The following is a 12,495-nucleotide window of genomic DNA, read 5'->3' on the forward strand; positions in this document are numbered from 1 at the left end:
GGGGGCACAGCCCCCAATCCCCCAGTCAAGGGGCTCTCCGCCCCTTGCATCCCCGCTTTTCCGGCGCGAATCCAAAAAACCTATACCTGTAAGGCGTATGCGCGCCCCTGACGATTCGCACCTGCGGCGTTCAAAGTAGTTTTTATTGTTGATGCGGAATGTACAAAAAGTGCATATTCTGCATTAACAATAAAAAAGGATGCGGGTGCGTGCGCACCTCCCGTGCTCGGGATGTCCTTTCACTGCTAGTGCAGCAGACGCGCGAATGCGCGTCTGCTGCACTAGCAGTGAAAAAGAGAGTGGGGACGCCTGCGTTCCCCAGGCCCAGGGGCGCTCTGCTTCCTATCATGATGGGAAGCAGAGCACTCTCTTAATGAGTAGAACCACTAGAATTAGCCGTTTTTTTCTTTAACACGTTGGGCGATATCCAGGAAGTAGTTAAAGGCCTGAGGATTGCTGAGAGCATCGATGCTGACAGCTTTTTCAACCGAGATGCCCATCAAGAGCTTTTTAACGGGTACCTCCAGTTTTTTGCCACTCAGGGTGCGCGGAACTTCCTGAATAGCCAGGATCTCGTCGGGAACGTGATGGGGCGAGATATGGACGCGCAAGGATTGCTTGATCTTTGTTTTGAGTGCCTCATCTAGCTGAGCGCCGTTGCGCAGGACAACGAACAGGGGCAAATAATAATTCCCGCGCGGCAACTCAACACCAACGATCAAACTATCCATAATTTCTGGCAGGCTTTCGACTATGCGATAGATCTCGCTGCTCCCCATTCGAATACCCATGCGATTAATGGTGGAGTCGGAACGGCCATAGATGACGGCGCTCCCTTCAGGGGTAATGCGAATCCAGTCGCCATGCCGCCAGATGCCAGGATACTGCGCAAAGTAGCTTTCCAGGTAGCGCTGCTGATCAGGATCGTTCCAAAAATAGAGGGGCATAGAGGGCAATGGTTCTGTCACTACCAGCTCTCCAACCTCATCAATCAGAGGGTGGCCCTCTTCGTCGAAAGACTGAACATTGGCACCCAGTGAACGACACTGAAGCTCTCCGGCGCGGACAGGAAGCAGGATGCAACCTGTGATGAATGCGGAACAAACATCGGTGCCACCACTGACAGAAGCCACCCATAGATCTGCTTTCACATGCTCATAAATCCAATGGAAGCCTTCCGGTGGCAGAGGAGAACCAGTTGAACCCAGACCGCGCAGATGGCTAAGATCATAGGTTCGTCCCGGCTCTATCTCAGCCTTCATACAAGATGCCATATAGCTGGCGCTGGTACCAAAGAAGGTCATCTGGCTCTCCTGCGCAAAACGCCAGAGCGTTTCAATATTAGGATAGCCTGGACTACCATCATAAAGGAGTATGACCGCTCCTACTAGCAGGCCACCAACCAGGAAATTCCACATCATCCAGCCAGTAGTAGTAAACCAGAAGAAGCGATCTCCGGCCTTGATGTCTACATCCAGTGCCAGGGCCTTAAGATGCTCTAGTAGAATACCACCATGTCCCTGCACAATCGCTTTAGGCAGACCAGTTGTTCCTGATGAGTAGAGGACCCAGAGTGGATGGGCAAAGGGAACCTGCTCAAAAACCAGTTCTGCTTCTTCGCGCAACAGCTCTGACCAGAGAAAACCATTGGGGATATCTTCAGCCGAGGCATCAGTATGTAAATAAGGAACCAGCACGATTTTTTGCAGCGTCGGCAATTCGCGTTGCAGCTCTTTCACCACGGCCAGGCGATCGAAGGTTTTGCCATTATATTGATAGCCATCTACCGCAAAGAGGACGGTCGGCTCAATCTGTTTGAAACGATCAATGACGCTGCTGGTACCAAAATCAGGAGAACAACTGGACCAGGTCGCGCCGATGCTGGCACAGGCCAGAAAAGCGGTGATAGCCTCAGGAATGTCTGGTAGATAGGCCACAACACGGTCGCCCACCTGCACTCCCATAGCGCGCAGAGAATGGGCCACGGCGCCAACATTGCGTGTTAGTTCCTGCCAGGAGATTTCTGTCAGGCCATGCCGTTCAGATTGAAATATCATCGCCGGTCGCTCGGCAGTAGCCCGGCGAAAAACATGCTCGGCATAATTGAGTTTCGATCCCGGAAACCAATCCGCTCCGGGCATCTTGCGCTCAAGAAGAATCTGGCTATATGGCTGTGAAGCCTGAATTTGAAAATAAGACCAGATGGAGGCCCAGAAATCCTCCAGTTGCTCAACAGACCAGCGCCAGAGCTCTTCACGATTTTCAAAATGCAGGCCACGGCTCTGTGTTAGCCAATGCATATATTGCGATATATTTGCTTCACGCTTGTCTTTTTCAGATGGGGACCAGAGAGGCTGATCTTTGCCCAATGGAATTTCCATAATCATGCTGCCTTTCTTTATAAACATTGCAGTATGGGTGGCTCTGGTAACTAATAAGATTTGAATGAACACAATGCTTTTCTCATTCAACTTTATTATATCCTATCTACATGCTGTTTATTTAGCAGCGCGCCAGACTTCCCCGCACCAGGATATTCTGGCTTCCCCCGGGGCGCTGACGCCGCCTGTGCCTTTTTTATACGTTGGTGCCGCATTAGCGCTTTGCGCTAATGCGGCACCAACGTATAAAAAACCTTTTGAGCGCTGTAAGCGCGTAGCGTCAGGAGCCGAAGGCGCGAAACATCTGGCTTTCAGACACATTCTAAATTTTGTTTGTGCGCCGCGGGCGCGAACCGTCTTTTAGCGTTAGCTAGCCAAAATTTCATTTGACAGGCCCTATCCATGAGATTATCATTAACCTTATATTTAAGGTGCTCTATTGTATTCGCGATGGTAAGAAAGAGAAGAGATTCATGATTGTCGATAAACCATTAGCTGAATTAGAACAGTATTGCCCGGCGTTAACTACGGCGAGCGATTTCGATGCGTTTTGGGCTACGACGGTTGCGGAGAGTGACGGGCAGCCCTTGAATGCTAGTGTGGAAGAATATCCATTCCCCAGTGATCGCGTAACAGTTTATCGGGTCCGCTATGATGGCTTTGGGCAGAATACTCGCGTGGCTGGCTGGTATCTCGTGCCCCGGGAACCATATCGTATCGAGGTTGATGGCGCGACACCGACCCTGGTTCACTATCATGGCTATAGCGATTCCAAAGGTTTACCAATCCGCCAGATGAGCTGGGCATTGCAAGGCTATTGCGTCTTCGCCGTGGATACACGCGGACAAAATGGGGAAACGCCCGATAACAACGTTTATAATAGCGGCAGCATTCTAGGTTGTATGACAAAAGGTATTTTAGATCCCGCAACATATTATTACCGCTACGCCTATATGGACTGTGTGCGAGCTGTGGATTTCGTGCGCAGCCGTGCTGAAACGGGACCCATCATTCTGGCTGGAGGTAGTCAGGGGGGCGGCCTGACGATCGCGGTGGCAGCGCTGGCTACTGATAAAGGTATTGTGGGTGCCATGCCAGATGTGCCTTATCTCTGCCATTTCCGCCGTGCTATCGAGATCTTTACAGATGGACCATATCGAGAACTGGTCGATTTCTGGAAGAAACATCCCTATGATGTGGAGCAGAACTATCACACCCTGAGCTATTTTGATGGGATGAATCTGGCTCCTCGCATCAAATGTCCTGTTTTATTATCGGTTGGCTTGCTCGATACGATCTGTCCACCATCAACCGGCTTCGCTGTCTATAACCATCTCTCATGTCCCAAAACCCTCAAAGTCTATCCCTACAACGGACATGAAGGCGGCAGCGAATATCACGAAATTGAAAAATGGAACTTCGTGCGCTCCTTGCTAGCCTGAATACGATTGATCTCACGCCATGCAAAAGACCTCTCCCATCGATGGGAGAGGTCTTTTGCATCGTCTGTTATGCTACTGAACTGGCCTCAATGGCCTGCTTCAATGCTGTAACCTGGTTTTCCAGTTGCTTTTTAACAATAGGTGTCATAAAAGGTCCGATAAAATTAAGGGCTTTACCGGGTTCGGCATCTCCAATCACCGTCAGGGTAGTTCCGCCATCGGGCGTAGTAGCAAAGGTCATGGTGTTCGTTAGTGGAAAAGGACCTTTGATCATTTTAAAGGCGAACAGGCGTGGAGGATCATAATGGGTAACCTCGATCATGGAGTCAAATTGCCGCCCCATAAAAACAGCCGTCTGTGCATACATGGCCCCTACGCACATTGGCCCTTCTGAAACAGCACGGATATCTTTGACAGGTAGCCACGATTTGACGTTGCCCATATTGGTCACATACGCAAAGACGACGTCTATTGGCCTGGCAATAGTGACACTTCTCTCTAAACGCATCAGAACTCCCCTCCTCTGATAAATGGTTACAATATCATTATCCCACATGGTACCTGAGCATGGAGATGCGAGAGCGAAATAGGAGCAGCATATACTGGCATCAACGTGATACAATTATATATACAATCATGTGATTACTTACCAGCAACTTAATACGCTACTCGTTACTGGTCTTTGTGGTTCGGAAAGTTACAGAGAATTTTTCAATGAAAAGATTTTTCATACTTTTAATGCGCGGCTTGCTCCTGCGTTGTCCTGTATGTGGTCAGGGCAAATTGTTCTGTGGCATCTACAAAATGAACGAGCACTGCCCGGTATGTCGATTTAAGTTTGAACGCGAAGAAGGATATTATACCAGTTCAATGGCCATAAATCTGGTGGTCAGCGAGCTCATTGCTGCTGCTATTGTCTTGCCTTTAGCGGCTATCCCCAGTATTCCGGTTTTGCCAGTACTGCTCATCGGTGGTCCATTTGCCCTGCTGCTGCCATTGCTGTTGTTCCGCCCCAGTCGCGGCCTCTGGCTGGCCATGGATCATTATTTGAATCCTACCTCGGGCAACGATCTGCCTGATGAATCTCCTCTTCTCCAGCGTTCACGCGGCATTCGAAATGAGAAGTAAAACAACCTGTGCTGCCAGGATCGCGAAAGGATAGACCAGGGATAAATCCAATGGGACTATAGTGGTGCCATAAATTGAGGACTTGCTTATCCCTGGCATTCTATGGTTAAATGCCAGGAGAATGACAGATAAATTTTCACAAGAGGCTGCACAACAACGTATCTACCAGGCATTTGCAACCCTGGTCAGTGGAGATGAGAACACGATCGATCTCGCACAAGCCGCGCTGCTAATTGCGAGCATAGCCTATCCCGATTTAGATCCCGTTCCCTCTTTATCCTACCTCGACGCGCTGGCACGACGAGTTAAGCAGTTGCACTCACAAATCTCTTCGACCACATCGGAACAGTCAAATCCTCTAGAACTGATCGGCTCGCTAAATCATGTGCTCTTTGAAGATGAACACTTTCACGGCAACGAGAGCGATTATTATAATCCTAATAATAGCTTCCTGAATAAAGTTTTAGAGGAGCAAACCGGATTGCCAATTACGCTTTCATTACTTTATATGGAGGTAGGCAAACGAGCGGGCATTCCTCTAGAAGGTATTGGTTTCCCCTATCACTTCATGGTGCGCTATACCTGGACAGATGGGAAAATTTATATCGATCCATTTGCCAGAGGCTTGCTGCTTAATGAAACGGAGTGCCTGGAACGCATACAGCAGAAGACCCACCATCGCGGACCACTGCAGCAACACTGGTTGGAACCGGTAACGCCTAAACAAATGCTGGTACGCATCCTGAATAATCTGAAAAGCGTCTATATTCGCCACGCAGATTTTACGCATGCTCTGGCTATCAGTGATCTGCTGCTGCTCCTGCTGCCAGAGGCGGGCGTAGAACAACGCGATCGCGGCCTGCTGCATCTGGAACTCAAGCACTATGGGCGCGCAATGCATGATCTACATACATATCTAGAACTTCATCCCAAAGCCAGCGATCGCTATGAGATACGCAACCACATCAAGCAGATTCGCCAGACGATCGCTCAGCTCAATTGAGCGCCTCTCTTGCATAACACACATTGATCTGGTATTATACGACACATAATGCATAGCACGCTCTCTTTTTCAGACATAATTTAACTTGATTATACAATCATTTTCCACGTATTGCTGAGTTAGTGCTGCTTTATCACTTGAATCCGCATCTACTCCTGCAACGTATTTATCGGTAGTGATGGACTACTAATCCACTTATTCTACAAGGAGGTTACATCTTGACAGAAAGCTTTTTTTCTTCTCGCTATCATCGTTCGACGCATTTATTCGTCTTAGCTGTCCCCTGTCTCCTGGTGCTGGGATGCAGTCTCCTTATTAGCTCCAGTACCTCCGCAACGTCAGAGAGTGATAAAGCCGTCACCGGCTCATTCGTAGGAAAGGTAGAGGACATAACAGGTGCAACAAGCCACGATTATTATCTCTCCTTTACGGTCAATCAAGGCAAAGCGCTGGTAGCGGTTGCAACGCTAACCTCAATCTACTCCAATAAAGTCGTGTTGCAGAGTCACACGCTGAAATCGGATGTTGGCATAAAAAAACCTGCCTTGCAGAATAAGCAGGAGTGGGCGGTAGATGTCAAAGTTGAGCATGAGCAAGTCACTGGCCGGTTTATTGTGCATGAACAGGGTAAGGATAGAAGCTATAATGTGAAGGCCACTAAAGCAACGGGCAGTGCGGGCCTCTATTGGACCAAAACGCGCAGCGGACGCTCTACCTATGTCGGCGGCTGGATTCTGCTACCAAATACATATGAGCAAGGGGGTGGCATACTCGAGGATGGTCAGCAAGCTGAGAGTCGGCCAGCGCTTCGGCCAGCACAAATCCATACCCAGCGGGCCAATCTAGATGAGGATACCATTCTACTGATCAAGAAAGTTGAGCCATCTATGATCGATAGCATTGATTTTCCATCCCCATCTAGATAAGAGGCTCTCCTAGCCATCAATAGGCAGACCTTCCATAGCCATAATCTTCAAGGCATTGGTAGTTGGGCACGGGCCCTCGCGTAAAATATAATCGAAGGCCATCTGCCCATCAATGACTTCCTCGCGGAAGTGCAGATTGCGAACCTGAGGTACACTCTCAGCCAGGGTGACAAGTTCCAGGTCATGGGTAGAAATCAAACCAACACAATTATGGCCAACCAGCGACTTCACAAATGAACGACTCCCAATCAGGCGTTCACGATTATTCGTGCCTTTGAAGATTTCGTCCACCAGGAAGAAAAGGGGCAGTTGTCCTGGTTGCTTCAGCGCATCAAGTAACGCGTGGAGACGACGCACTTCAGCGTAGAAATACGAATAACCATCCGTCACCGAGTCGGTAACCCGAATACAGGTAAACAGGCGGAACAGGGTAGCGGTAAACGAACTGGCGCAGACCGGCCCCCCCGCATAAGCCAGGCATAGGTTCACGCCCAGAGTACGCAAAAAAGTGCTTTTACCGGCCATGTTAGAACCCGTAATGATAATGACCTCGCCCAGGTCGTTCAAACCAAAATTATTGGTAACCTTCTTATCAACGGGCAGCATGGGATGACCCAGATGTTCAGCCTGGAAAAGCGTCTGACCCTTTTGCTGAAGTTGCTGCTCCGACGCGATCTCAGGCAGTATATACTCGGGATTGAGATAAGCAAAAGAGGCCAGCGAACAGATGGCTTCTAGCTCAAACCAGGTATCCAGCCAGGAGGGCAGACGCGCCCCTAGTTGCGCTTTGTACTGCAGCAGTTTCTGGGCACAGTAAAGATCCCAGGGAACAAAGGCGTTGATGATCAGCCAGAGGATACCGTTATTTTTGAGGGTCGCCGCCGCTGAGATGCGAGCCGTCCCTTTCAGCAGGGCAGACGGACCCGACTCGCTCTGCTGCGTGAAAGGCTTGCAGAGCGCATGAAGCCTTGGATGAGCTCGATAGGGATATTTCTCCAGATAAGAAAAGATGGCACTGAGGGTGCCAAAGCCATACCGCAGATAAGAGGCGTCTTCAAAGATATCACCCCGCTGGTTAGCAGTGGCAAAAAACAGGATAACACTGGCGCCCAGAGACCACCCCCAGAGAGGTGGAAAGGCAGTAAACAGCGAGAGCAGGAAGAGAACGACGGTCAGAATGTTGAGGGCCGACGAGAACCAGAACAGTGTCCGCAAAGATGCGGATGGATTTTGCTGCTCTAGCCAGTGAAGCAGCCGCTGACCTTCCAGTTGATTTGACTTACCGCCTGAGGCCAACAATGAATTGAGAATCAATCGGTCACGAAAACGCGTCATTGGTATCAATTCGCGTACCAGGGCCTGACGTTGCAGGACCGTTTCTAGCTGTGGCGAGGTTTGCAGTAACCAATCGCGTAATCGTTCCATGCCTTCACGCGATACACCAGTGTTTACCAGCCGATGAATTGAGCGCGGGCCAGTAATATCCAGATCGACCTCAAAGGGGTGTCCCTCTACAGGCGCTTCAGCAATAACCTCGGGCATACGTTCCCAATCCAGCTTGATACGGGCAATATGAGCGGACTTAATATGCATCCACAGCGTGTGCCGGGCAATGCTATGGTCAATCAAGCCATGATAATGGGCCACAATCCCAAACAACACCATAAAAACCACAAACACTGGAATGGCCAACCACCAGAGCCCGGCAATGGACAGCAATATGGCAAGCGCTATACCCACAAAAAAAATAGCTACACGCGACCACGAATAGACATTGCTACGTGGCGTCAAAGCATCTATGCGACGTTGCAGGCGCCCAATCTGGGCCTCTAACAACTGTAGTCGTTCTTGTTTTTTATCCACTCTACTATTATATCCTTTTACTGCATAGCACAACGGACAGGATTATTGTTCCAGTCTAGCACTTCACATAGCTATAGACAAGAGAGAAGACACCTTGTAAGCATCTCTTGCTACGAGGTATGATGAAATGTGTAGACAATAAAGACAGGCGTATCTCTGGCGGTTATCGCAGTTATCTCTATGCCCGCCATATTTTTTAAACAATTCAGATGCGACCCACAACTACGCTATCTACTCTATTCAATGAAGAAAGGGAATATCAGATGCACGTAGAGAATAAGACCTTTTTTATTACCGGTGGGGCCTCGGGCCTGGGAGCGGCCTGTGCCCGCCTGCTAGCGCAATCAGGAGCCCATGTGATCCTGGCGGATCTCAATCAGGAAACAGGCACGGCTTTAGCTGGCGAATTAGGGGAGGCGGCCCTGTTTATACAAACCAATGTGGTCGATGAGCAGAGTGTCCAGCAGGCCATCCAGGCCGCCCAGAAACAGTTTGGGACGCTGCACGGCGTCATCAACTGCGCTGGCATCGGGGTGGCAGAAAAAGTGCTCGGGAAAGAGGGACCCAGCAGCCTGGAGAGCTTTACCCGCGTCATCAATATCAACCTGATCGGTACCTTCAATGTGATTCGCCTGGCGAGCACGATCATGAGCCAGAATACGCCTGAAGAGAGTGGTGAGCGTGGGGTGATCATTAATACCGCTTCGGTCGCCGCCTTTGATGGTCAGATCGGTCAGGCCGCCTACTCAGCCTCTAAGGGGGGCATTGTCGGTATGACCCTGCCAATTGCCCGCGAGTTTGCGCGCTACGGCATTCGCGTTATGACGATCGCTCCCGGCATCTTCGATACCCCTCTGCTCGCTGGATTGCCGGAACCCGCCCGCATCTCCCTGGGACAGCAGGTCCCCTTCCCGCCGCGCCTGGGACGCCCGGAAGAATACGCAGCCCTGGCCAAACATATCATCGAGAATGAGATGCTCAATGGCGAAGTTATTCGCCTCGATGGTGCGATAAGGATGCAACCCCGCTAATACTAGCGGGGTTGCAGAGGAAAGAGGCCAGGGCGGTACTCTCTATTGTGGTTTGTCGCCCTGGTTCCACTCGAGGGCCATTTTAGCGGTTGTCCCCCCATCAATATAAAGCACCTGGCCCGTAATAAAGTCCGCTGCGTCAGAAGCCAGGAAGGCCACAGCCGGGGCGATATCTTTCGGTCGCCCAACGCGTCCCAAAGGAATCAGGCTATTGCCAAATTCGGTGGTATAGTTGGGAATGTCAGCATAGCGTGGAACCTCGATCAGTCCAGGTCCAACCGCATTGACGCGGATATGTTTGGGGGCCAGCTCAATGGCAAGCTCGCGCGTCAAAGCGATAATGGCCCCTTTGGTGGCCGCGTAGACCGAGTGGCGCGTAAAGCCGGCGTAGCCGTGCACCGAGGTAATATTGATAATCGAGCCACCACCACGCTTTTCCATAGATTTCATTGCTTGCTGAGCACAAAAGAAGTAGCCGCGTATATTGAGATGAAAAACATCGTCGAAGAGCTCTTCGGTAATGTTTTCAAAGTTATCGGCTCGCGTGACGCCAGCATTGTTCACCAGAATATCGATGCCGCCAAAATGGTCCGTCACTTCGTCAACGATACGACGACACTCCTCAACCATACCCAGTTTACCCGTTACGGTAATCGCATTGCCACCCAAATTATTAATCTCTGCCGCTGCTTCGCGCGCGCCGGCGGCGCTACTGGCATAGTGAAGCGCAACCTTCGCGCCCTGGCGACCCAGCTCGATGGCAATGGCCTGTCCAATACCAATACCAGCACCGGTCACCAGCGCAATCTGTCCTGACAGTACACCCATATAGCTGTAACTTCCTCTCTTTATCAATACTGCATGCATTCTACGGCTAATCAGTCTTTAGTGTAACTGATTGCTCTTCCATAAATCCATAACTCAGTGTATCACGTTATACACAGGGGAAGAAACGCAGAGCAGTAAAATCGTTATTTGAATGAGAATATTATACAGGGGATTGATTAAGGCATTCATGCATGCGATAATTCAGACAACTAGAAATAATTTAGATGCAATACTCGCTGCCACGAAACACCTAGAAATACAACAAGACAATATGTGGCGCGTTCACGACATGATAAGGAGAATAACCGTGCAATTAGTACGTTACCAATCTACTACCGGTACCACTGTCCTGGGACTGTTAGCCAACGATCGCCTGGTTGGTACCTTCCCTGCGCCCAACACTACCTTATCTGATCTTTTGCGGCTACGCGTTGGGGAGTTACGCTTACTGATTACACATGCCATTCAGGAAGGTAAAATGATAGAGAGAGAGAAAATCATGGCACCCATCGATGGCAATACCGAGGTCTGGGCGGCCGGGGTGACCTATCAGCGCTCCGAGGAGGCTCGCAAAGAGGAGAGCGATACCCCTGATATCTATGCGCGTGTCTACCAGGCTGAGCGCCCTGAGCTTTTTTTTAAAGCTACCGCTTACCGTGTTAGCGGACAGGATGAGCTAATTGCGGTGCGTTCAGATTCACATTGGAATGTGCCAGAACCAGAGCTGGCTGTGGTCGTGAACGCTCATGGCGAGATCGTTGGCTATACTATTGCCAATGATGTCAGTTCTCGCAGCATTGAGGGCGAGAATCCTCTCTATTTACCGCAGGCCAAGGTCTACGCCGGTAGCTGTGCGCTGGGGCCAACCATCACCCTGGCCTGGACCGTTACAGATCCACGCCAGCTCACGATGCAGATGCAGATTGAACGCGATAGCAAAATCTGTTGGGAAGGGGAAACCAATACCAGTGGACTCAAGCGCAGCGTAGAGGAGCTGGTCTCTTATCTGTATCGCGATAATGATTTCCCGGCAGGAGCTATCCTGTGCACCGGCACCGCCCTGGTGCCTGACCAGCCTTTTACGCTTGAACAGGGCGATGTCGTACACATCACAATTGAGCAACTCGGCACGCTCCGCAATCCGGTCGTGCGCGGTAAAGCGGCGCTACATAAGTAGCGCTGGTTCTTTAGTCCTGCTTCTGACGATTGGATTTCTGGATATACTTAATGCCGAGGACGAAGCCCACCACAATCGCAAAAATGAAGAGCAACCCTCGTATGTTCTCAGATGGGCTATATTCTTTGCCCTGCACGGCGGTAACGTCTTCATCAGACACACCCAGCAGGTCAATCAGAGAATCGAGCATGCTACCATAGATGCGGCGCAGGCCGAGAGGCGCAAAGGTACGTTCAAAGAAACCTCCCACACCTGTGCCGCCCTCCCATTCACTGGTTACACTTACTCTGGTTCTATTTTGGCCATCTAAAGGTGAGAGCGCCCAGGTAGTAACCAGCGATGAGTTGTTGTCGCGCTCGGTCAGGACGCGCCCCTTGACCGCTTCATCAACGCTCATCCGATAGGCACGTTCCCGATTAGCCGCATGCAATAGATAGCTGATGACTGTCCCGCTCCCCTTGCCTCCTTTTTCTACCTTGTAATCAATGAAATTGGGGGTCAGCATCTTTGGGCGCTGCTCTGTATAGTTAGATAAAATGGAATAGATCTTCTCCGGGCTGGCATTTATGATGCGCTCTTTTTGTACTGTAATTCTACCCACATCATCTCTCACTTTCTATACACACACTATCTGATTCTATAAACCCAGGTGTGGATGTTGTCTGTTCTCGCCTGAAAATTTTCTCTATTTCTCTCTCATCATAGCACGAAACCTG

11 protein-coding genes are annotated in these 12,495 nt (G+C 50.2%); 6 read left to right on the forward strand and 5 right to left on the reverse strand.

Annotated elements, in window-relative coordinates:
• Positions 1–392: 392 nt before the first annotated feature.
• On the reverse strand, positions 393–2,387 hold the full coding sequence (locus JMI88_RS06865) for an acetoacetate--CoA ligase (protein ID WP_236022839.1): 1,995 nt from the start codon (positions 2,385–2,387) through the stop codon (positions 393–395).
• A 467-nt stretch (positions 2,388–2,854) separates the two neighbouring features.
• On the opposite strand from JMI88_RS06865, the gene JMI88_RS06870 reads away from it, so the two are divergent.
• Complete coding sequence (locus tag JMI88_RS06870) at positions 2,855–3,823, forward strand: acetylxylan esterase (RefSeq protein ID WP_201361052.1); 969 nt, start codon at positions 2,855–2,857, stop codon at positions 3,821–3,823.
• A 67-nt stretch (positions 3,824–3,890) separates the two neighbouring features.
• Here the strand turns inward: JMI88_RS06870 and JMI88_RS06875 are convergent, their stop codons facing one another.
• The gene (locus JMI88_RS06875; protein ID WP_201361053.1) at positions 3,891–4,331 is read right to left on the reverse strand and encodes an SRPBCC family protein; all 441 of its coding nucleotides are present in this window, start codon (positions 4,329–4,331) and stop codon (positions 3,891–3,893) included.
• A gap of 206 nt (positions 4,332–4,537) precedes the next feature.
• Between JMI88_RS06875 and JMI88_RS06880 the strand changes: the two genes are divergently transcribed.
• From JMI88_RS06880 to JMI88_RS06890, 3 genes are all read left to right on the forward strand, one after another.
• Positions 4,538–4,951, forward strand: a complete 414-nt coding sequence (locus tag JMI88_RS06880) for a DUF983 domain-containing protein (RefSeq protein WP_201361054.1) — start codon at positions 4,538–4,540, stop codon at positions 4,949–4,951.
• A gap of 121 nt (positions 4,952–5,072) precedes the next feature.
• Positions 5,073–5,954: a SirB1 family protein gene (locus JMI88_RS06885; RefSeq protein ID WP_201361055.1), complete on the forward strand. Its 882-nt coding sequence runs from the start codon at positions 5,073–5,075 to the stop codon at positions 5,952–5,954.
• A 218-nt stretch (positions 5,955–6,172) separates the two neighbouring features.
• Positions 6,173–6,880, forward strand: coding sequence for a hypothetical protein (locus tag JMI88_RS06890; protein ID WP_201361056.1), 708 nt, complete (start codon positions 6,173–6,175; stop codon positions 6,878–6,880).
• 9 nt (positions 6,881–6,889) lie between these two features.
• On the opposite strand, the gene JMI88_RS06895 is transcribed toward JMI88_RS06890, so the two are convergent.
• Positions 6,890–8,743: a MutS family DNA mismatch repair protein gene (locus JMI88_RS06895; RefSeq protein WP_201361057.1), complete on the reverse strand. Its 1,854-nt coding sequence runs from the start codon at positions 8,741–8,743 to the stop codon at positions 6,890–6,892.
• Positions 8,744–9,006: 263 nt separating this feature from the next.
• Here JMI88_RS06895 and JMI88_RS06900 point away from each other — a divergent pair, with 263 nt between their 5' ends.
• On the forward strand, positions 9,007–9,774 hold the full coding sequence (locus JMI88_RS06900) for a 3-hydroxyacyl-CoA dehydrogenase (protein WP_201361058.1): 768 nt from the start codon (positions 9,007–9,009) through the stop codon (positions 9,772–9,774).
• A gap of 42 nt (positions 9,775–9,816) precedes the next feature.
• On the opposite strand, the gene JMI88_RS06905 is transcribed toward JMI88_RS06900, so the two are convergent.
• Positions 9,817–10,602: an SDR family NAD(P)-dependent oxidoreductase gene (locus tag JMI88_RS06905; RefSeq protein WP_201361059.1), complete on the reverse strand. Its 786-nt coding sequence runs from the start codon at positions 10,600–10,602 to the stop codon at positions 9,817–9,819.
• Positions 10,603–10,909: 307 nt separating this feature from the next.
• Here JMI88_RS06905 and JMI88_RS06910 point away from each other — a divergent pair, with 307 nt between their 5' ends.
• A complete protein-coding gene (locus JMI88_RS06910; RefSeq protein ID WP_201361060.1) occupies positions 10,910–11,779 on the forward strand; it encodes a fumarylacetoacetate hydrolase family protein in 870 nt (289 codons plus the stop codon).
• Positions 11,780–11,789: 10 nt separating this feature from the next.
• On the opposite strand, the gene JMI88_RS06915 is transcribed toward JMI88_RS06910, so the two are convergent.
• Positions 11,790–12,380, reverse strand: coding sequence for an SRPBCC family protein (locus JMI88_RS06915; protein ID WP_201361061.1), 591 nt, complete (start codon positions 12,378–12,380; stop codon positions 11,790–11,792).
• Positions 12,381–12,495: the final 115 nt, after the last annotated feature.

Source organism: Dictyobacter formicarum (assembly GCF_016587435.1).

Coding starts and splice junctions, on each gene's coding strand:
- JMI88_RS06885 (WP_201361055.1), top strand. CDS start 5,073: ATGACAGATAAATTTTCACAAGAGGCTGCACAACAACGTATCTACCAG.
- JMI88_RS06875 (WP_201361053.1), bottom strand. CDS start 4,331: ATGCGTTTAGAGAGAAGTGTCACTATTGCCAGGCCAATAGACGTCGTC.
- JMI88_RS06865 (WP_236022839.1), bottom strand. CDS start 2,387: ATGATTATGGAAATTCCATTGGGCAAAGATCAGCCTCTCTGGTCCCCA.
- JMI88_RS06870 (WP_201361052.1), top strand. CDS start 2,855: ATGATTGTCGATAAACCATTAGCTGAATTAGAACAGTATTGCCCGGCG.
- JMI88_RS06900 (WP_201361058.1), top strand. CDS start 9,007: ATGCACGTAGAGAATAAGACCTTTTTTATTACCGGTGGGGCCTCGGGC.
- JMI88_RS06880 (WP_201361054.1), top strand. CDS start 4,538: ATGAAAAGATTTTTCATACTTTTAATGCGCGGCTTGCTCCTGCGTTGT.
- JMI88_RS06905 (WP_201361059.1), bottom strand. CDS start 10,602: ATGGGTGTACTGTCAGGACAGATTGCGCTGGTGACCGGTGCTGGTATT.